Source organism: Bradyrhizobium sp. HKCCYLRH2015 (assembly GCF_051168215.1).
Lineage (GTDB): Bacteria > Pseudomonadota > Alphaproteobacteria > Rhizobiales > Xanthobacteraceae > Bradyrhizobium.
This window is the reverse complement of the sequence record NZ_JBNPUO010000007.1, coordinates 439,567-460,260: the sequence shown is the minus strand read 5'-3', so window position 1 is coordinate 460,260 and position 20,694 is coordinate 439,567. Positions and strand designations below refer to the sequence as shown.

The 20,694-nt window shown below is 66.3% G+C and carries 18 protein-coding genes; 16 read left to right on the top strand and 2 right to left on the bottom strand.

Features of this window, described 5'->3' with window-relative positions; genetic code table 11:
• Window positions 1-44: 44 nt before the first annotated feature.
• Window positions 45-1,727 (bottom strand): methyl-accepting chemotaxis protein, encoded by a 1,683-nt coding sequence (locus ACQR1H_RS20955; RefSeq protein WP_315803918.1) that lies wholly within the window; start codon window positions 1,725-1,727, stop codon window positions 45-47.
• Between the two features lie 254 nt (window positions 1,728-1,981).
• Here ACQR1H_RS20955 and tsaB point away from each other — a divergent pair, with 254 nt between their 5' ends.
• From tsaB to ACQR1H_RS20895, 12 genes are all read left to right on the top strand, one after another.
• The gene (gene tsaB / locus ACQR1H_RS20950) at window positions 1,982-2,683 is read left to right on the top strand and encodes a tRNA (adenosine(37)-N6)-threonylcarbamoyltransferase complex dimerization subunit type 1 TsaB (RefSeq protein ID WP_315803919.1); all 702 of its coding nucleotides are present in this window, start codon (window positions 1,982-1,984) and stop codon (window positions 2,681-2,683) included.
• Complete coding sequence (rimI, locus tag ACQR1H_RS20945) at window positions 2,680-3,162, top strand: ribosomal protein S18-alanine N-acetyltransferase (RefSeq protein WP_315803920.1); 483 nt, start codon at window positions 2,680-2,682, stop codon at window positions 3,160-3,162. Before tsaB ends, rimI begins: the two co-directional genes overlap by 4 nt.
• Before the next feature lie 43 nt (window positions 3,163-3,205).
• Complete coding sequence (locus ACQR1H_RS20940) at window positions 3,206-3,661, top strand: Fur family transcriptional regulator (RefSeq protein WP_315803921.1); 456 nt, start codon at window positions 3,206-3,208, stop codon at window positions 3,659-3,661.
• Entirely contained in the window at window positions 3,654-4,373 is a 720-nt protein-coding gene (locus tag ACQR1H_RS20935) for an HAD family hydrolase (RefSeq protein WP_315803922.1), read from the top strand. The genes ACQR1H_RS20940 and ACQR1H_RS20935 overlap by 8 nt, the downstream gene beginning before the upstream one ends.
• Window positions 4,374-4,428: 55 nt before the next feature.
• Window positions 4,429-5,826, top strand: coding sequence for a tRNA (N6-isopentenyl adenosine(37)-C2)-methylthiotransferase MiaB (miaB, locus tag ACQR1H_RS20930; protein WP_434908131.1), 1,398 nt, complete (start codon window positions 4,429-4,431; stop codon window positions 5,824-5,826).
• A gap of 64 nt (window positions 5,827-5,890) precedes the next feature.
• A complete protein-coding gene (locus ACQR1H_RS20925; protein WP_316215359.1) occupies window positions 5,891-6,868 on the top strand; it encodes a PhoH family protein in 978 nt (325 codons plus the stop codon).
• 62 nt (window positions 6,869-6,930) lie between these two features.
• Window positions 6,931-7,440, top strand: a complete 510-nt coding sequence (gene ybeY / locus ACQR1H_RS20920) for an rRNA maturation RNase YbeY (protein WP_315803925.1) — start codon at window positions 6,931-6,933, stop codon at window positions 7,438-7,440.
• A 2-nt stretch (window positions 7,441-7,442) separates the two neighbouring features.
• Window positions 7,443-8,612 (top strand): hemolysin family protein, encoded by a 1,170-nt coding sequence (locus ACQR1H_RS20915; protein ID WP_315803926.1) that lies wholly within the window; start codon window positions 7,443-7,445, stop codon window positions 8,610-8,612.
• Window positions 8,609-10,219: an apolipoprotein N-acyltransferase gene (gene lnt, locus ACQR1H_RS20910; RefSeq protein ID WP_434889968.1), complete on the top strand. Its 1,611-nt coding sequence runs from the start codon at window positions 8,609-8,611 to the stop codon at window positions 10,217-10,219. The genes ACQR1H_RS20915 and lnt overlap by 4 nt, the downstream gene beginning before the upstream one ends.
• Window positions 10,220-10,451: 232 nt before the next feature.
• A complete protein-coding gene (locus ACQR1H_RS20905) occupies window positions 10,452-10,868 on the top strand; it encodes a helix-turn-helix domain-containing protein (protein ID WP_006615449.1) in 417 nt (138 codons plus the stop codon).
• Between the two features lie 322 nt (window positions 10,869-11,190).
• Window positions 11,191-12,324 carry a M20 family metallopeptidase gene (locus ACQR1H_RS20900; RefSeq protein ID WP_434908130.1) on the top strand — a complete coding sequence of 378 codons (1,134 nt, stop codon included), beginning with the start codon at window positions 11,191-11,193 and terminating at the stop codon, window positions 12,322-12,324.
• Window positions 12,321-13,058, top strand: a complete 738-nt coding sequence (locus tag ACQR1H_RS20895; protein WP_434908129.1) for a tRNA (guanine(46)-N(7))-methyltransferase TrmB — start codon at window positions 12,321-12,323, stop codon at window positions 13,056-13,058. The genes ACQR1H_RS20900 and ACQR1H_RS20895 overlap by 4 nt, the downstream gene beginning before the upstream one ends.
• Window positions 13,059-13,079: 21 nt before the next feature.
• Here ACQR1H_RS20895 and ACQR1H_RS20890 read toward each other — a convergent pair whose 3' ends face one another.
• Window positions 13,080-14,156, bottom strand: a complete 1,077-nt coding sequence (locus tag ACQR1H_RS20890; protein WP_434908128.1) for a DUF2336 domain-containing protein — start codon at window positions 14,154-14,156, stop codon at window positions 13,080-13,082.
• Between the two features lie 424 nt (window positions 14,157-14,580).
• Between ACQR1H_RS20890 and rimP the strand changes: the two genes are divergently transcribed.
• The 4 genes from rimP to infB all read left to right on the top strand — a co-directional run bounded on the left by rimP (window position 14,581) and on the right by infB (window position 20,619).
• Window positions 14,581-15,348 (top strand): ribosome maturation factor RimP, encoded by a 768-nt coding sequence (rimP, locus tag ACQR1H_RS20885; RefSeq protein WP_434908127.1) that lies wholly within the window; start codon window positions 14,581-14,583, stop codon window positions 15,346-15,348.
• A gap of 14 nt (window positions 15,349-15,362) precedes the next feature.
• Window positions 15,363-16,985: a transcription termination factor NusA gene (nusA, locus tag ACQR1H_RS20880; RefSeq protein WP_316179038.1), complete on the top strand. Its 1,623-nt coding sequence runs from the start codon at window positions 15,363-15,365 to the stop codon at window positions 16,983-16,985.
• Window positions 16,986-17,065: 80 nt separating this feature from the next.
• Window positions 17,066-17,779, top strand: a complete 714-nt coding sequence (locus ACQR1H_RS20875) for an RNA-binding protein (protein WP_315803932.1) — start codon at window positions 17,066-17,068, stop codon at window positions 17,777-17,779.
• Between the two features lie 77 nt (window positions 17,780-17,856).
• A complete protein-coding gene (gene infB / locus ACQR1H_RS20870; RefSeq protein WP_315803933.1) occupies window positions 17,857-20,619 on the top strand; it encodes a translation initiation factor IF-2 in 2,763 nt (920 codons plus the stop codon).
• The last annotated feature ends 75 nt before the right edge of the window (window positions 20,620-20,694 follow it).

The window sequence follows — 20,694 nt, the reverse complement described above, 5'->3', positions numbered from 1 at the left end:
TAGATGCATTCCCTATTCGTTGCTCCCTATTCGCCATTCGCTCTCTACGCCGCCTTGCCGATGGACGCTGCCTCCGCAGCTGCCTGGCGCATGTTCTCCGACATCTCGCTGGTGACGGCGCTCTGCTCGCCGACGGCGTGCGCCGTCGATGAAACGTAGTCATTCACGCTCTCGATCGCGTTCTTGATGGCGCCGAGCGCGCCGACGACGTCGGACGAGATGCCGTTGAGATTGCCGATCTCGCTGCCGATGCGATCGGTGGCCTGCTTGGCCTGCGTGGCCAGGTTCTTCACCTCGCCGGCGACGACGGCAAAGCCGCGCCCCGCCTCGCCGGCACGGGCCGATTCGATCGTCGCATTGAGCGCCAGGAGATTGATCTGGCCGGTGATGCTGCCTATCAGCTCGACGATGCTGCTCATGGCGCCGGCTGCCGAGGACAGGCGCTTGGCCTGCTGGTCCGCGTCTTCGACGCGCGATACCGCCGCCGTCGCCGTCTCCTTCGACTTCGCCATGGCATCGGCGATCTGCTGCACCGAGGAATTGAGCTGCTCGGCGCCGGCGGCGACGTGCTCCATCATGCCGCGCACCTTGTCGCCCTTCATGCGGCTGATCACCTGCGCAGTGACGTCGCTCGCGAATTTCACGATCTTGAACGGCTTGCCGTTGAGATCCTTGATCGGATTGTAGCTCGCTTGAATCCAGACCTGTCGTCCGTCCTTCCCGGCGCGCTCGAACTCGCCCATCTGGAATTCGCCACGGCCGAGCGCGGCCCAGAACTCGCGATACGCGGCGCTGTCGCCCATGCCCGCCGGCATGAACATGCGATGGTGCTGACCCTTGATCTCCGCCAGCGTGTAGCCGAGCGTGGCGAGGAAGTTCTCGTTGGCGTCGAGCACGATGCCGTTCAGGTCGAATTCGATCACCGCCTGGGACTTGCGGATCGCGGCGATCTGGCCGGCGAAATCGGCCGCAGCCAGCTTCTGCTGCGTCACGTCGGAGGCGTATTTGACGACCTTGAACGGCCGCCCCTCGTCATCGAGAATCGGGTTATAGGACGCGAGAATCCAGATCTCCCGGCCGCCCTTGCCGCAACGCTTGAACTCGCCCGAGCGAAATTCGCCGCGACTGAGGCTGGTCCAGAATTCCTTGTAGGCGGCGCTGTCGCGTTCGTCGGGCAGCACGAACATGCTGTGATGCCGGCCCTTGATCTCGGCCAGCGTGTAGCCCATCGCGCTCAGGAACTGATCGTTGGCATCGATGATGGTGCCGTCGAGATTGAACTCGATCACCGCCTGGGCGCGCCCGATCGCCGCGATGTTGCCGGCGTCCTCGATGCTGCGCATCTTCTGCTCGGTGATGTCGGTTGCGAATTTGATGATCTTGACCGGCTTGCCGCCGTCGATCACCGGATTGTAGCTCGCCTGGATCCAGACGGCGCGGTGGCCCTTGCCGAACCGCTTGTACTCCCCCGAACGAAACTTCCCGGCCCGCAGATCGGCCCAGAAGACGCGGTACTCGGCGCTGTCGCGCATCTCGGGCGCCACGAACATCGCGTGGTGCCGGCCCTGGATCTCGCTCAGCGAGTAGCCCATCGCGTCGAGGAAATTCTGGTTGGCGGTGATGATCGTGCCGTCGGTGTCGAACTCGATCACCGCTTGCGAGCGGTTGATCGCCGCGACCTGCGCCATCGCATCGCGCGATGCCGAACTGCCTGACCAGAATGACATGGAAATTCCTCTTCTCGGGACGGGGGCGGCCATCCGCCAACGGGCGGCGCGTCATCTCTCCCCCGAACGTGCCGAGCGGATAATTCCCACAGGCGCGGAAAGATTTGCTTAAATGGCATATAGTTCAGTAACTTAGCGTATCAGTAGTTGCGCCTTGATGCGTTTTTCCCGATGAGGATGTAAGAAGGCGTCAACTAACTTTATCACGGTACCACAATAGGTATTTGCGCTCTCTTCAATGCGAACCCGACCGGATGTTGATCCTCGCCATCGATACTGCCCTCGACCATTGCGCCGCTGCCGTGCTGGATACTGATTCGGCCTTGATGCGGGCGCAGGAGACACTCCCGATGAAGCGCGGCCACGCGGAGGCCCTGATGCCGCTGCTCGCGCGCGTGATGCAGCAATCCGGCGTCGGTTTCGCCGATCTCGACCGCATCGCGGTGACGACCGGCCCCGGGAGCTTCACGGGGTTGAGGGTCGGGCTCTCCGCCGCCCGCGGCATCGGATTGGCCGCCCACAAGCCGGTCGTCGGCGTGACCACGCTGTCCGCCTACGCGGCGCCGATCGTCAGCGAGGACCGCGCCAACCCGGTAATCTCGGCGATCGATGCCCGGCACGACCATGTCTACTACCAAGTCGTGAGCGGCAACGGCGAGGAGCTGGTCGCGCCCCAGGTGGCTGCGCTGGACGACGTTCTGGCGGTCGCGCGGCTCGGCGCCCCACACCTCGTCGGCAACGCCGCGGCGCTGCTGGCCGAGCGGTGGCCGAAGGAATCAGCCGCGCCAGTTGCGGTCGACTCGCAAGACGGACCCGACATCGGCTGGGTCGCCTGGCTCGGCGCGGCCGCCGACCCAGTGCACGCGCCGGCGCGGCCATTCTATCTGCGCGCACCCGACGTCAAGCCGCCCGCCGGCGCAACGCGTCAACCGGTGCAGACGGCCATCTCGTCATGAACATGTTCTTCCGCTGGCTCGGCAGCCCCAAACCGTTGATCGAAGCGGCCTCGCTGCGCGACGCCGCCAGACTCGCCCAGATCCACGCCGCCTCGTTTCACCGCGGCTGGGGCGAAGGCGAGTTCGAGGCGATGCTGGCCGAGCGCAACACCATGATCCATCGGCTGCGGCTCGGGCGGAAGCTCATAGGCTTCATCGTCTCGCGGATCGGCGCGGACGAAGCGGAAATATTGTCAGTTGCACTTGACCCAAATCAGCGCGGCCGTGGATTTTCTCGTGATCTGTTGCTGCAGCATCTCGGGCACCTTGCGGGGCGCGGGGTCCGGACGGTCTTTCTCGAAGTGGAGGAAAACAACCAGCCGGCCCGCCGACTCTATGAACGCGCCGGATTTGCGACCGTGGGCCGTCGGGAACGCTATTACCTTCAGCCCGGCGGGGAACAGTTGAATGCGCTTCTGATGCGCCGGGACTTGTCGTAACCTGCGCTTGGTGGCAGAAAGCGCATCCTTGAGGCGAGACACGATGACCTCCTCCTTGAAAACTACGCCAGCGCTCAATTCCACCGGAATCGAGGCCCGCTGTGCCGCCACCGGCATGCGCATGACCGAGCAGCGGCGGGTCATTGCCCGCGTGCTCGCGGAAGCCTGCGACCATCCCGACGTCGAGGAGTTGTACCGGCGCTGCGTCGCCGTCGACGACAAGATCTCGATCTCCACGGTCTATCGCACCGTGAAGCTGTTCGAGGATGCCGGCATCATCGAGCGCCACGATTTCCGCGAGGGCCGCGCCCGCTACGAGCAGATGCGCGACAGCCATCATGATCATCTGATCAATCTGCGCGACGGCAAGGTGATCGAGTTCACCTCCGAGGAGATCGAGAAGCTGCAGGCCGAGATCGCCCGCAAGCTCGGCTACAAGCTGGTCGACCACCGGCTGGAGCTGTATTGCGTGCCGCTCGACGAAGAGACGAATGGCTGACGTAGCGCCGGCTTCGAACTTCGATCTCGTCATTTTCGATTGCGATGGCGTGCTGGTCGACAGTGAGGTGATCTCCTGTCAGACGCACGCCGACGTGCTCAGCCTGTGCGGCTATCCGATCACGACCGAGCAGGTGTTCGCGCGGTTCCTGGGCCGGTCGCTGAAACAGGCGAAGCTCGAGGTCGAGGCCGAACTCGGCCGCAGCCTGCCCGACGATTTCAACCCGAAACTGCAGGATCGCCTGTTCCGCGCCTTCGAGCAGGACCTCGCGGCCATCGACGGGATCATGGAGGCGCTCGACACCATCGACGTGCCGGTGTGCGTCGCCTCCTCCGGATCGCACCAGCGCATGCGCGTCAGCCTCGGCGCCACCCGGCTCTACGATCGCCTCGCCCCGCACATCTTCTCATCCTCCCAGGTCGAGAACGGCAAGCCCGCGCCCGATCTGTTCCTGTTCGCGGCAGCGCAGATGAAGGCGCGTCCCGCGGCCTGCGTGGTGGTCGAGGACAGCACGGCCGGTATCCGGGGCGGTGTCGCCGCCGGCATGACGGTGCTTGGGTTTCACGGCGGCAGCCACTGCCGGCCCGGGCACGCCGACGACCTGCGCGCCGCCGGCGCCACCCTGGTTTTCGACGACATGCGGCAGTTGCCGGCGATTCTGAGCCGGCTGGCCGAGAAAAAGCCCGCGATCGCTGGATTTCCGGCCCCCTAGCCTATATCTGAGCGCGGCGCCAATTGGGCGCGCCTCCGACTGCATGCAAGGGTTCATGACGCCGCCGCGCAAGCTGCACATCAAGTCCTATGGCTGCCAGATGAATGTCTACGATGCCCAGCGCATGGTGGACACGCTGGGGCCTGAGGGCTTCGTCGAGACCGCCGAGGCCAGCGACGCCGATCTCGTGATCCTCAACACCTGTCACATCCGCGAGAAGGCCTCCGAGAAGGTCTATTCGGAGCTCGGGCGGCTGCGGGTCGCCAAGGAGGACGCCGCGCGGGCCGGCCGGACGATGCAGATCGCCGTGGCCGGCTGCGTGGCGCAGGCGGAAGGCCAGGAGATCATCACCCGCGCGCCCACCGTCGACGTCGTGGTCGGGCCGCAGAGCTACCACCATCTGCCGCAGCTCCTGGCCCAGGCCCGCCGCGGCGAGCGGGCGATCGAGACCGAATTCCCGGCCGACGACAAGTTCGGCTTCCTGGCGAAGCCCAGCCGCGAGGCCATCCGCGCCCGCGGCGTCTCGGCCTTCGTCACCGTGCAGGAAGGCTGCGACAAGTTCTGCACCTTCTGCGTGGTGCCATATACACGCGGCAGCGAGATGTCGCGCGCGGTGGCGCGCATCGTCGACGACGTGGCGCAGCTCGCCGACAACGGCGTTCGCGAGATCACTTTGATCGGCCAGAACGTCAACGCCTATCACGGCGAAGGCCCCGACGGCCGGCCCTGGACGCTGGGTCGGCTGCTCTACAGGATTGCCGAGATTCCGGGCGTGGCGCGGATCCGCTACTCGACCAGCCATCCTAACGACGTCGACGACAGCCTTATCGCGGCGCATCGCGATCTCGCAGCGGTGATGCCGTTCGTGCATCTGCCGGTTCAGTCGGGATCCGACCGCATCCTGAGCGCCATGAACCGCAAACACACGGCGACCGATTATCGCAAAGTCGTCGACCGTTTCCGCGCCGTCCGTGACAACATTGCATTCTCTTCGGATTTCATCGTCGGGTTCCCGGGCGAGACCGAGGAAGATTTTCGCGCCACCCTCGCCCTGATCGACCAAATCGGCTACGCTGCGGCCTATTCGTTCAAGTATTCGCCGCGTCCGGGAACTCCGGCAGCGGACATGCCGGAGATGGTGTCAGCGACCGAGATGGACGAGCGATTGGAGCGCCTCCAGAGCTTGATCGACAGCCAGCAAGCAGCCTTCAACAAGGCCGCGATCGGCCAGGTCGTCGACGTGTTGTTCGAGCGGCCAGCGCGCAGGCCCGGGCAGCTCGTCGGACGGACCGCGTATCTGCAGCCGGCTCACGTCATGGCGTCCGACGACATCATCGGCCAGGTTCTGCCGGTGCGGATCGACAGTCTCGAACGCTACAGCCTGCTCGGCGAGCTCGTCACGGCCGCGCCGGCAGTGATCTCCCCCACGCCCCTCGTGTCCATCGGAGGCTGAGCACTTGCCCAAGAGCGCATCGGATTCGTCTTCCCTCGCTCCCAGCCGCAAGTACGACCGCGACATGTCCATGCCCCCCGAGACCCAGGTCGTCATCGATTTCGACGACAACCGCGCCGCATCCGCCCTGGTCGGCCCCTACGGCCAGAACCTGGCGCTGGTCGAACGACGCCTCGGCGTCGTCGTCGATTCCCGCGGCAACCACATCACCATCGGCGGCACCCGGGACGGCTGCGATGCCGCACGGCGCGTGCTCGAATCGCTCTATGCGCAGGCCGTCAAGGGCCAGGATCTGGCGCAGGGCGACGTCGAGGGCGCGATCCGCGCCGTGGTCGCGCAGGGCTCGCTGTTCGAGTTCGACGCCAAGAACGCCAAGAACGCGTTCGAGAGCATCAACCTGCGCAAGCGTCCGGTGCGCGCCCGCACCGCCGCGCAGGATTCCTATATCCGCGCGCTGAAGCGCCACGAGCTGGTGTTCGGCATCGGTCCGGCCGGCACCGGCAAGACCTGGCTCGCGGTCGCGCATGCAGCGCAGCTGTTCGAGCGGAAGGAAGTCGACCGCATCATCCTCTCACGCCCGGCTGTCGAAGCCGGCGAGCGGCTCGGCTTCCTGCCTGGTGACCTCCGCGAGAAGGTCGATCCCTATCTGCGCCCGATCTACGACGCGCTGTACGATCTGATGGATGCGCGCATCGTCGAGCGTGCGCTGCAGGCCGGCGAGATCGAGATCGCGCCGCTCGCCTTCATGCGCGGGCGCACCTTGACCAATGCCGCGATCATTCTCGACGAGGCGCAGAACACGACATCGATGCAGATGAAGATGTTTCTCACGCGCCTGGGCGAGAACAGCCGCATGATCATCACCGGCGATCCCTCGCAGGTCGATCTGCCGAACGGCCAGACGTCGGGCCTCGCCGAGGCCGCGCGGCTGCTCGACGGCGTCGACGGGATCGCACAGGTCAGGTTCACCGGCGAGGACGTCATTCGCCACGAATTGGTGGCGCGTATCGTCGCCGCCTATGAGAGCCCAAAGGCGCGCTGACCCCGAGAGCAAGCTCGCCGATCGGCGCGTGATCCAAGCGCCATCCGCACAGAACGACCAGGATGCCACAAAGTCCCATTCCAACCACCGAGGTGATCGTCGCCGCCGACTGCTGGCAGGACCAGCCCGACGCCGAGGACGTCATACATCGCGCCATCGTCGCCGCCGCCGAGACGGTCGACGCGGACGTCGGCGACGCCGAGATCGCGGTGATGCTGACGGACGACGACGGCATCCGCACCCTGAACAGCAATTGGCGCGGCATCGACAAGCCGACCAACGTGCTGTCGTTTCCAGCGCTGCAGCCGACCGGCCCGCGTGGCGACGACGACGCGCCGCGCATGCTGGGCGACATTGCCATCGCCTACGAGACGCTGCGGCGCGAAGCCGACGAGGAGCAGAAGCCGTTCGACCAGCACCTCAGCCATCTCGCGGTGCACGGCTTCCTGCACCTGATCGGCTACGATCACGAGACCGACGACGAGGCCGAGGAGATGGAGGCGCTCGAGCGCGAGATCCTGGCCCATCTCGGCATCCCCGATCCCTATGCCGACCGGGAGCGGACGAATTGATCATGGCCGACTCCGAACCCATTCACGACAATCCGCGCAACACGCGCAATCTTCCGGCCGTGGTGCCGGCATCCGAGCTCGGCCGCTCGCCGAGCGAGAACTGGCTTTTTCGCGCGCTGCGCAATCTGTTCGGATGGAAGGGCGGCGGATCGGTGCGCGACGACCTGCAGGTCGTGCTCGACGCCTCGACACCCGACGACATCGGCTTCTCCGCGGTCGAGCGCACGCTCCTGCGCAACATCCTCGATCTGCACGAGCGGCGGATCGCCGACGTGATGGTACATCGCGCCGACATCGTCGCGGTCAGGCGCGACATCACGCTCGGCGAGCTGATGAGCCTGTTCGAGAGTGCCTCGCATTCACGGCTCGTGGTCTACAACGACACGCTCGACGATCCCGAGGGCATGGTCCACATCCGCGACCTGCTCGCCTTCACCACCGCACAGGCGCGCGTCTCGGACGAGGTCAAGGCGCGGCGCAAGAAGCCGCTGCCGGCCGGGCTCGACCTGAAGGCAGTCGACCTCTCGATGCCGCTGTTCGAGGCCAACATCATCCGCAAGCTGCTCTATGTGCCGCCATCGATGCGCGCGATCGATCTGCTGGCGCAGATGCAGGCCTCGCGCATCCATCTGGCGCTGGTGGTCGACGAATATGGCGGCACCGACGGACTGGTCTCGATCGAGGACATCGTCGAGCAGATCGTCGGCGAGATCGACGACGAGCACGACAGCGACGAGCCGCCGGCGATCGTGCGGCAGGCCGACAACGCCTTCATCGCGGACGCCCGCGCCAGCCTCGACGACGTCCGCCGGGTGATCGGCGAGGAGTTCGTGACGGGCGAGGCCGGCGAGGGCGTGGAGACGCTCGGCGGCTATCTCGTCAACCATGTCGGCCGGCTGCCGGTGCGCGGCGAACTGATCTCCGGCCCCGGCAATTTCGAGGTCGAGGTGCTCGATGCCGATCCGCGCCGGGTCAAGCGGCTGCGCATCGCGCCGCGCAAGGAACGCCCCACGCCCCGTCCGCCGCGCGAAAGCCGGCGTCGAGACGTTGCGCCGGAAGTGACCCCGCCGGACACGGACGTCCCGGCCGAGCCGCCGCCGGCAGAGGCCGGCCCTGCGCCGGTCCATGACGATAGCAGCCCGCCAAGGGGCGACGGAGCCAGCTCACAGTGATCCGCCCATCGACGATTCGCGGCCTCGCCATCGGCGTTGTCCTGGCCTGGGGCTGGAAGCGTGCGGCGATCGCGCTCGCTGCCGGCGCGCTCTCCTCGCTGGCGATGGCCCCGTTCAACGCCTGGCCGGTACTCGCGATCACCTTCCCGGTGCTGGTCTGGCTGATCGACGGCGCCGCGGCGGGACGGCGGCGCGGCATCCCGGCTGCCGCCTTCACCGGCTTCTGCTTCGGCATGGGCTATTTCGTGCCGGGCCTGTACTGGATCGGCAACGCGTTCCTGGTCGATGCCGACACCTTCGCCTGGCTGATGCCGTTCGCCGTGCTGGGCCTGCCGGCCTATCTCGCGCTGTTTCCGGCGCTGGGCTTCGCCTTGGCCCGGTTGATCTGGACGCGTGATGCAACCCGCATCCTGGCGCTCGCCGTCTGCCTGACCGCGAGCGAATGGCTGCGCGGCCACGCGCTGACCGGCTTCCCCTGGGACACGTTCGGCTATGCCCTGTCGCGGCCGCTGGCGCTGGCGCAGGCCACCTCGCTGATCGGGATCTGGGGCATGACGCTCCTGACGATCGCGATCTTCGCCAGCCCCGCAGTGCTGATCGACGGCAAGACCTGGCGCGAGCGCTGGCGGGCTCCGGCCGCGGCGGCCGCCCTGCTCGTGATGATGGGCGTGTTCGGCGTCATCCGGCTCGGGCTGCATCCGACCGCCTTCGTCGCCGACCTCAAGCTGCGGATCATGCAGCCGAACCTGCAGCAGGACGTGAAGTTCAACTATGGTGCCAAGGCGGACGTCATGCGCCGCTATCTGGCGCTGTCGGACCGCGCCTCCGGCCCGAACGCCACCGGTGTCCGGGACGCCAACGTCCTGATCTGGCCGGAATCGGCGTTCCCGTTCTTCCTGACCCGCGAGGCGGACGCGATGGGCCAGATCGCCGACCTGCTGTCACCGGGCACTGTGCTGATCACCGGTTCGGTCCGCGCCCCTGACGCGCCTCGCAACACCCCCATCACCCGGGCCTACAATTCGATCTACGTGATCGATCACGACGGCACCGTGCTGTCGGTCTACGACAAGCTCCATCTGGTCCCATTCGGCGAGTTCCTGCCGTTCCAGACTCTGCTGGAGCGGATCGGGCTCGAGCAGCTCACGCGGGTGCAGGGCGGCTTCATCCCCGGCACGGTGCGACGCAACCTGGACGTGCCACACGCCCCGCGTGTGCTTCCCTTGATCTGCTACGAGGCGATCTTTCCGAGTGACAGCGTGCCGAGCGAGGAACGACCGGGCTGGATCGTCAACCTGACGAACGATGGCTGGTTCGGCATTTCGACCGGTCCTCATCAGCATCTGCAGCAGGCGCAGTGGCGCGCGATCGAGCAAGGACTTCCATTAGTTCGATCTGCGAACACCGGCATCTCCGCAGTGATCGATCCCGTCGGCCGTATCGTTAAGCAATTGCCTCTCGGCGCAGAGGGCGTGCTGGATTCCGCGCTGCCTGTTGCGTTGCAGCCGACCGTCTATGCAAGGCTCGGCGACATTCCGGTTGCGATCCTGTTAGTGATCGCCCTGAGCACCGTCGTTCGCAGACGTGTTGCTCAAAAGCTTCCCTGACGACAGCAAGATCTCGATTCTTTCCGGGTCCGTAAGATTTTTTTTGACAAGCAAAACCCCAAGTGTTGACAGATAGCTGCTGCAATTCGCATTCTCGCGCGGCAGCATGAGCCGTCCAGTTCGTTGCTCGGCCGTCTTCGTTAGTACGACATGCGAACAGAAATTGACGGTGTGAGCGCCTGAGGCATACTGCGACCGCCTCGTTCCGAGGCCCATTCTAAGGAGTTGAGAGATGTCGACGAAAGCGCCCAACCCTGTTGACAAGCATGTCGGCAGCCGGGTGCGGATGCGCCGTATCATGTTGGGCATGAGCCAGGAAAAACTTGGTGAGGCTCTCGGACTCACGTTCCAGCAGATACAGAAGTACGAAAAAGGCACCAATCGAGTCGGCGCCAGCCGGATTCAGCAGATATCGGAGGTTCTGCAGGTCCCGGTCTCCTTCCTGTTCGAAGGGGTCCCGAGTGGCGGGACCAACGGTGAAGCTTTCGGCGAAGGCGCTTCGCCCGCCTATGTGTCTGATTTCCTGGCGACCTCCGAAGGACTGGCGTTGACCCGCGCATTCACGCGGATCCACGATTCGAAGCTTCGTCGCAGCATCGTCGACCTGGTCGAGCAGATCGCTGATCGCGAAGCTCCGGAAGAAGGCTAGCTGATGCGCCGGCGCTGACATTCCTATCGTGATCACTCTCATAGGAATGTCAGCGCCCTCGGGGGGCCATCAGCGGGGCACGTTTGCGGACGACGCGCTGGGCACGCTTCATTCCGCAGACGAATGAACCGATAGACAGGTTGGATCACGACCAATAGAGCGCGATGGCTCCCCTTCGGGAAAGGCTATCGCGCTCTAAATCTTTTTATGCACATGTGGCCCGGAACTCCGGCGTCCCGGCCGCCAACCCGCCCCGCGACGCGCCAGCGCGCCCAACCGCCTGCTACCACTTCGTAACCATCGAGAACGATTTACAAAGCTCATGACAACCAGCAGCAGCAGCCCGTTCGATAGTCGCACAATTCTCGAAGGCATCCGCCAATGGGTCGAGATCGAGACCCCGACCGAGGCGCCTGATCAGGTCAACAAGCTGGCTTCCCTTGTCGCGGATGGTTATCGGGGGCTCGATGCCACGATCGAACGGATCACCGGACGCGACGGCTGCGGCGACCACCTCGTCGCACGGTCGTCGTGGGGGCAGGACGAGCCGGGCATCCTGGTCCTGAGCCATCTCGACACGGTGCATCCGATCGGGTTCATCGCGCGGCTGCCGTTCTCGGTCGACGGCGACGTCGCGTACGGTCCGGGGATCTACGACATGAAGGGCGGCGCGTATCTCGCCTTCCACGCCTTTCGTCAACTCTGCGCAGGCGGTCAAAAATCGCCGCTCGGCATTACTCATTTGTTCGTCTCGGATGAAGAGATCGGCAGCCCGACCTCGCGCGCGCTGATCGAGGAGGAAGGCCGCAAGGCCAAATACGTCCTCGTCACCGAGCCCGCGCGTGACGGCGGCAAGATCGTGACCGGACGCAAGGGCGTGGCGCGGTTCGACGTGACGATCCGCGGCGTGCCCGCGCATGCCGGCGCGCGTCCACAGGATGGACGCAGTGCGATCCGCGAACTCGCCAACGTCATTCACGCCCTCGAGGCGCTCAACGACCCCGCCCGCGGCATCACCGTGAATGTCGGCGTCGTGCGCGGCGGAACACGTCCGAACGTGATCGCCGAGGAAGCTTATGCCGAGGTCGACGCACGGCTGCCGACGCCTGCCGATGCCGAGGAAATCCTGCCCAAAATCCTGGGGCTGACCTCGCGCAGCGATGGCGTCACGGTCGAAGTGAGCGGCGAGGTGAACCGGCCGCCTTACGTCAAGGGCAACGCCGGCGCCGCCCTGTTCGAGCATGCGAAATCGCTCGCCGACGAAATCGGCTTTGAGCTGATCGACACCTATACCGGCGGCGGTTCCGACGGCAATTTCACCGCACCGTTCACGGCGACGCTCGATGGGCTCGGCGTCGATGGCAAGGGCGCGCATACGCATTACGAGCAGATGTACATCTCCTCGATCGAGCCGCGGACAAGGCTGCTCTACCGCCTCTATGAAACGCTGCGATGAGCACCGCGATCAACATGCCCGTCGACGACGACAATCACACCGACACCGCGGCCCTGCATGGTCAGGGTTCGTTCTTCGGCCGGCGCAAGGGCCACAAGCTGCGGGCGCATCAGGCCGACCTTGTCGGCAACCTGCTGCCGCATCTCGCGCTCGATCTCGCCGCTCCCGCGGAAGCCGTGCTGCCTTCGCTGTACGATCCGCCGGTCGACGCGCTGCGGCTGGAGATCGGGTTTGGCGGCGGCGAGCATCTTGCCGCCGAAGCAAAGGCGTTTCCGACCACCGGCTTCATCGGCTGCGAGCCCTATGTCAACGGCATGGCCAAGATCCTGTCGGCGATCGAGGCCGACAACATCGGCAATATCAGGCTGCTGGCCGGCGACGCCGCCGAACTCCTGGCCTGGCTGCCGCCGCAGTCGCTGCAGCGGATCGACCTGATCCATCCCGATCCCTGGCCGAAGCGGCGGCACTGGAAGCGGCGTTTCGTGCAGGATGCGACGATCGCCGCGATGGCGCGCGTCCTGAGGCCCGGCGGCGAGTTCCGCTTCGTCAGCGACATCGCCGACTATTGCGCCTGGACGCTGTGGCATCTGCTCCGGTCGCCCGAGTTCGCCTGGACGGCCGAGCGCGCCGACGACTGGCGTCTGCCCTGGCCGGGCTACACCATGACGCGCTACGGACGGAAGGCGACGCGCGAAGGCCGCGTCGCCAACTACCTGACCTTCCGCCGGCGCTGACCACTGCGCCGTGGGCGTCATTCAATGCCGTGTCTTCCAGAACGCGACGACCCGCTCGGCGGTCGATGGCAGCAGGCGCGCGTAGTTGACCCTGATCGCATCGATGTCGCGCTGCGCCGGCACGCGTTTCGGTCCGAGGCGCAGCAGGATCAGTGCGTGCACGGTGCGCCAATCGAGCCCGATCATACGCCCCAGGATCAGAAGCGGATCGTGACGATCGCCCGACATGAGCCGGTCGAGCGTCGCGATCTTCAATCCCGTCATTGCGGCGAGCGCCGCGATGACCTCCTCGTATTTGTGCTCGGATGCGAAGCCGAACAGCGCCGACTGGTCCAAGGCACCGGCTTCATACAGCGACAGGATGGTCCGCTGCGCCGGCACGAAATTGCGCGTGCTGTCTGTTGCCTGTGCCGCATCGGCGAGCTCGGCGAGGGCCTGCTTGATCCTCGCCTGCTTGTCCGGCGGCACCACATCGAACAGCCGCCGCCTGACGACATCGAGCGCACCGGCCAGCAATTGTCGCAGATGATCGTCGGAAACATCGTCGCGCCGGCCGACCGTGAGCGTCAACACGCCGTCTGAACTCGCGCGGTGGATCAGCGCAGCATAGCCGCGCGGGGAAAACGCGGCGCCATCATTGGCAGCGGTCCGCCGCACCACGTCGCGATCACCACGGCGCACCAGCACATCGGTCATATCGGCCGACAGGCGCGTCCGCTCTGCCATCGCGAGCAGATGTCCCTGGCTCTTGTCGCGCGCAATGGCGATGAGCACGGGATCGTCGAGCACGAGCGAACGCCGCAACAGCGGACCCGCCACCGCAACCTCGTCGTCGTGCGCCAGCCGGCTGACGACGGCACGGGGCGCCCTGAGGAGCCGCGACAACCGCTCCGCCAGATCGATCCGCGTGGGCAAATCCGCGAAAGGGACCAGATCGATCAGGAGACCGTCGAACAGATTGATGTGCTCGGGACGCAGCTTCGTCGCATCCTCGAAGAACAGGTCGGCGATGCGGCGCGTGGCCTCGAGGCCGCGTTCAGCATTGCCCTGCCTGACGATCCGGCCGAGGCCGGGGATCAGCGCGGTTGCCGGGGTCATGACGTCTACTCGATACGCAACACGACACGTTTCCGTGCGCTCCGCTCCGTGCGGCACGACTACGGAGGCAAAAAGCGCGAACTCAGCTCATTTTTAAGCGATCTTGGTGAATGAAGGGTTAGACCCCGCGGCATTCGGCCGTTCCCGGTCGGGGAAAACGATCCGATCCGCACTCCTGGCGCGGAGCAGATTCCCAGTTCCAGGCGCCGTTTGAGCCGACACGACCCTTGCCGTCAGGCGGCAAAGCGGCTATATGAGCGCCATCAAACATCATCTCATATACGATCGCGTAGTGAGGGTGGGCCCTTCCGGACCCGCTCTTTTTTGTTACCTGGATCGCTCCGCCACGGGCGGGATCGGTCCGGTGAGCGCGATCGAACAGGCCCGACGGCCCAACCAAGCAAGACACGCGATCGACGCCTCTATGACGGAACCTACGTTCGCAACCGCTGACACCGACCTCCTGACCGAGCCCCGTCTCGTCGTCGAGCCGGGCGTCGCGGCGCGCGTCGCGGCGGTGGCTGACCCCGTGCTGCAGGGAATGGGGTACCGTCTGGTGCGGATCCGCATCTCCGGCGAGGCCGGCTGCACCGTCCAGGTGATGGCCGAGCGCCCCGACGGCACGATGCAGATCGAGGATTGCGAGGCGGTGTCGCGTGCGCTGTCGCCGGTGCTGGATATCGCCGACCCGATCGACCGTGCCTACCGGCTCGAGATCTCCTCGCCGGGCATCGACCGGCCGCTGGTGCGCCGCTCCGATTTCGAGCGCCATGTCGGGCATCTCGTGAAGATCGAGATGGCGGTGGCGCATCAGAACCGCAAACGCTTCCGCGGCATCATCAAGGGCGTCGAAGGTGACGGCGTCCGCATCACCCGCGACGACGTCGCCAAGGACCAGGATGCCGATGTCGTGCTGCCGATGACCGACATCGGCGACGCCAAGATGGTGCTGACCGACGAGCTGATCGCCGAATCCATGCGCCGCGGCAAGGCCGCCGAGCGTGAGAAGAAGCGCGAGCTTGGCATCGCACCGCCGCTGGCGCCGCACGCCAAGCCGGCGGCCCAGGCCAGGCCGAAGCCGAAGCCGAAGTTGAAAGACAAGCAGCCGGCCAAGAAGCCGCTGCCGACCAACACCAAGAAACATCGCCTCGCTGCCGACCGCGCGCGCAGGGGCGAGATCGATCCTGATTAGAGGAGACTTGAGCCATGGCCGTCAGCGCCAACCGGTTGGAACTGCTGCAGATCGCCGACGCCGTCGCGCGCGAGAAGTCGATCGACCGCGGCATCGTGATCGCCGCGATGGAAGACGCGATCGCCAAGGCCGCCCGCGCCCGCTACGGCAGCGAGACCGACGTTCATGCCGAGATCGATCCGAAGAAAGGTGAGCTGCGGCTGTCGCGCCACATGCTGGTGGTCGAGAAGGTCGAGAACCCCTCCAACCAGATCTCGCTGGATGATGCGCGCCGCGCCAACCCGGGCGCCCAGATCGGCGACACCATCGCGGACACCCTGCCGCCGCTGGAATATGGCCGCATCGCCGCGCAATCGGCCAAGCAGGTCATCGTGCAGAAGGTGCGCGAGGCGGAGCGCGACCGGCAGTACCAGGAGTTCAAGGACCGCATCGGCGACATCGTCAACGGCGTCGTCAAGCGCGTCGAGTATGGCAGCGTGATCCTCGACCTCGGCCGCGGCGAGGCCATCATCCGCCGTGACGAGATGCTGCCGCGCGAGGTCTTCCGCAACGGCGACCGCGTCCGCGCCTATGTGTTCGACGTGCGCCGCGAGACCCGGGGACCGCAGATCTTCCTGTCGCGCACCCATCCGCAGTTCATGGCCAAGCTGTTCGCGCAGGAGGTGCCGGAGATCTATGACGGCATCGTCGAGATCAAGGCGGTCGCTCGCGACCCCGGCTCGCGCGCCAAGATCGGCGTTGTCTCCCGCGACTCCTCGGTCGACCCCGTCGGCGCCTGCGTCGGCATGCGCGGCTCGCGCGTGCAGGCCGTGGTGAACGAGCTGCAGGGCGAGAAGATCGACATCATCCCGTGGTCGCCTGACATCGCGACCTTCGTGGTCAACGCGCTGGCGCCGGCCGAAGTCGCCAAGGTCGTCATCGACGAGGACCGCGAGCGCATCGAGGTGGTCGTCCCCGACACCAACAACCAGCTCTCGCTGGCGATCGGCCGCCGCGGCCAGAACGTCCGGCTCGCCTCGCAGCTGACCGGCTGGGACATCGACATCCTGACCGAGCAGGAGGAATCGGAGCGCCGTCAGGCCGACTTCGAGAATTCCACCCGCGTGTTCATGGAATCGCTGAACGTCGACGAGGTCGTCGGCCAGTTGCTGGCGTCCGAAGGCTTCACCTCGGTCGAGGAGCTCGCTTTGGTCGACCTCAAGGATCTCGCCGGCATCGAGGGCTTCGACGAGGAGACCGCGACCGAGCTGCAGACCCGCGCCCGCGAATTCCTCGAGCAGCAGGAAGCCGAGCTCGAGGCCAGGCGCAAGGAGCTCGGCGTCGAGGACGCGGTGAAGGACGTGCCCGGCGTCACCACCAAGATGCTGGTCAAGTTCGGCGAGAACGACATCAAGACGGTCGAGGACCTCGCGGGCTGCGCCACCGACGATCTGGTCGGCTGGACCGAGCGCAAGGAGGGGGGCGAAGCCACCAAATTCCCCGGTTTCCTCGACGGTCTCGATGTCTCCCGCGATGACGCCGAAGCCATGGTCATGCAGGCCCGCGTCAAGGCCGGCTGGATCAGTGAGGCTGACCTCGCCAAGGCCGAAGCCGAGCCCGAGAATGAGGACGAAACGACCGAAGGACAGCCCGCCTGACCCGTTTGGCTCGCCCCATGGACACCGCAATGACCCCCACCCTGACCCAGCTCGCTTGAGATGAGGAGCCGCATCACCGCATGCTCGCTTTGGCCGACCCCGAGCTCGACAATGGACCGCGGACCGAGAAGTCCGCGACCATGCGCATGTGCGCGGTCAGCCGCGAAGTGCGGCCGATCGGCGAGCTGATCCGCTTCGTCGTCGGCCCGTCGGGTGAGGTCGTGCCCGACATCAAGCGCAAGCTGCCGGGGCGGGGCTTGTGGATCACCGCCTCGCGCCAGGCGGTTGCGGAGGCGGTGCGGCGTCACCATTTCAGCCGAGGCTTCAAGACCAACGTCCGCGTCCCGCCTACCCTTCCCGAAGACCTGGAAGCCTTGCTGGCCCGCAGCGCGATCGAAGCGCTGGGGATTGCCGCCAAGGCCGGCGAGGTGGTCTCCGGTTTCTCCAAGGTGGAAGCGGCGCTGTCGCAGCGGCAGTCACGGTCGACCTTGGCAGCCCTCGTCCATGCTGCGGACGGTGCAGCCGACGGGATCCGCAAGCTCGACGCGCTGGTGCGGCCGAACGCCGAGGGTCAGGGCCAAGCCCCGACAATTCCGATCATCTGCTGTCTCACTTCGGCAGAATTGGATTTGGCACTTGGGCGCTCAAATGTGATACATGCTGCCGTGCTCGCAGGCCCGGCGAGCAGGACATTCCTGTCGCGCAGCCAGACACTGGTCCGATACCGGTCGGCCGACGCTGACAAGATTGCCGGAACCGCGGCCACGAAATCTGCTTCGACTTCGAAGACATAGCGACGAATACGCGACGATTGCACGAATGGGACGGTGCGGCAGACCCGCACGCAGGTAAACGAGATTAGGACGACTGAATGGCCGACAACAACACTCCGGGCGACAAGAAACTGAGTGTCCCGACCAAGACCTTGACGCTGAAGCCGCGCGTCGAGACTGGCACGGTGCGCCAGAGCTTCCCACATGGCCGGAGCAAGCAGGTGGTGGTCGAGAAGCGCGGCACCAAGCGCCGTGTCGGCGATGGGGCGCCCGATGCGCCGCACGCGCCGGAGCCGACCGTCGCCAAGGCGCCGACGCCGCCGCCGGCGAGCAACCGCCCGTCCGGGCCGCGGTCGTCCGGTCCACAGCGCAGCGGCTCCGGCGTCGTGCTCCGCACCCTGACAGAGGACGAGCGCTCGGCGCGCGCCAGCGCGCTGGCCGACGCCCGCGTGCGCGACATCGAGGAACGCCGCCAGGCCGAAGAGGAAGCCCGCCGCCGCGCCGAGCGCGAAGCCGCCGAACGCGCCGAGCGCGAGGCTGCCGAGGCGCGCCGCAAGGCCGAGGAAGAGCGGCACCGTCACGAAGAGGAAGCCAAGCGCAAGGCCGAGCTCGAGGCCAAGAAGCGGTTCGGTGAAGGCGAGGCGCCCCGTCCGGCGACATCCGCGCCGCAGCCCGCCGCCACCGCACCGGCCCGCTCGACGCCCGCCCCCGGCAGGCCCGTCGGCGCACCGGGCAGCCGGCCGCAGCAGATTGGTGGTCCGAGCTCGCGGCCCGGCGGCGCCCAGCCGGCGGGCGCCCGCCCGGCCGGCGCCCGTCCTGCCGCAGGCGGCCCGCTCGGCCGCGCGCCGGCGGCGGTTGCCGCCGGTCCCGACGAGGATGAGGGTCCGCGCCAGATCCGCAGGGGTCCCGGCGGAGCCGCACGTCCCGCGCCGCCGCCGAAGACCACGCACAAGCCGGGTCCGCAGAAGCAGCGTGGCCGCCTGACGGTGGTCACGGCGCTCACGGCCGACGATGTGCGCGAGCGCTCGATCGCATCGTTCCGCCGCCGCACGCAGCGCCTGAAGGGCCATGCCGCCAACGAGCAGAAGGAGAAGCTGGTCCGCGAGGTGACGATTCCGGAAGCCATCACCATCCAGGAGCTGGCGAACCGCATGTCGGAGCGCGCGGTCGACGTGATCCGTCTGCTGATGCGCCAGGGCGCGATGCACAAGATCACCGACGTGATCGATGCCGACACCGCGCAGCTGATCGCGGAAGAACTCGGCCACACGGTCAAGCGCGTCGCCGCCTCGGACGTGGAAGAGGGCCTGTTCGACGTCGTCGACGATTCGACCGACACCGAGCCGCGCTCGCCGGTCGTCACCGTCATGGGCCATGTCGACCACGGCAAGACCTCGCTGCTCGACGCGCTGCGACACGCCAACGTGGTCTCGGGTGAAGCCGGCGGCATCACCCAGCACATCGGCGCCTATCAGGTGACCGCGCCGGATTCCGGCAAGAAGATCACCTTCATCGACACGCCCGGCCACGCCGCGTTCACCGCGATGCGCGCCCGCGGCGCCAAGGTCACCGACATCGTCGTGCTGGTGGTCGCGGCCGATGACGGCGTCATGCCGCAGACGATCGAGGCCATCAACCACGCCAAGGCGGCGAAGGTGCCGATGATCGTGGCGATCAACAAGATCGACAAGCCCGACGCCCGTCCCGAGCGCGTCCGCACCGAGCTGCTCCAGCACGAGGTGCAGGTCGAATCGCTGGGCGGCGAGGTCGTCGACGTCGAGGTGTCCGCCAAGAACAAGACCAATCTCGATCGTCTGCTCGAGATGATCGCGTTGCAGGCCGACATCCTCGACCTCAAGACCAATTCGGATCGCCCGGCCGAGGGCACCGTGATCGAAGCCAAGCTCGATCGCGGCCGCGGCCCGGTTGCCACCGTGCTGGTTCAGCGCGGCACCTTGCGGGTCGGCGACATCATCGTCGCCGGCGCCGAGATGGGCCGCGTCCGCGCGCTGATCTCGGACCAGGGCGAGACGTTGCAGGAGGCAGGCCCGTCGGTGCCGGTCGAGGTGCTCGGCTTCAACGGTCCGCCGGAAGCTGGCGATCGTCTCGCCGTCGTCGAGAACGAAGCCCGTGCCCGCCAGGTCACCAGCTACCGCGCGCACCAGAAGCGCGAGAACGCGGCCGCCTCGATCTCCGGCATGCGCGGTTCGCTCGAACAGATGATGTCGCAATTGAAGACCGTGGGCCGCAAGGAATTCCCGCTGATCATCAAGGCCGACGTGCAGGGCTCGCTGGAAGCCATTCTCGGCTCGCTGGAGAAGCTCGGCACCGAGGAGGTCGCCGCCCGCATCCTGCATGCCGGCGTCGGCGGCATCAGCGAGTCCGACGTCACGCTGGCCGAAGGCTTCAACGCCGCGATCATCGGCTTCTCGGTGCGAGCCAACAAGGAAGCGGCCGCGCTCGCCAAGCGCAACGGCATCGAGATCCGCTACTACAACATCATCTACGACCTCGTGGATGACGTGAAGAAGGCGATGAGCGGTCTGCTTGCGCCGACGCTGCGCGAGACCATGCTCGGCAATGCGCAGATCCTCGAGGTGTTCAACATCTCCAAGGTCGGCAAGGTCGCCGGCTGCCGCGTCACCGACGGCACTGTCGAACGCGGCGCCAATGTCCGCCTGATCCGCGACAACGTCGTGGTTCACGAAGGCAAGCTGTCGACGCTGAAGCGCTTCAAGGACGAAGTGAAGGAAGTGCAGGCCGGCCAGGAATGCGGCATGGCCTTCGAGAGCTACGGCGACATGCGTGTCGGCGACGTCATCGAATGTTATCGCGTGGAGACCATCCAGCGCTCGCTGTAAGTCCGAATCCTACAGAGCGCTGCAATTCGAGTGAGCAGCGATTCCGTGCAGATGCGGAATCGCTGCGCCTCTTGA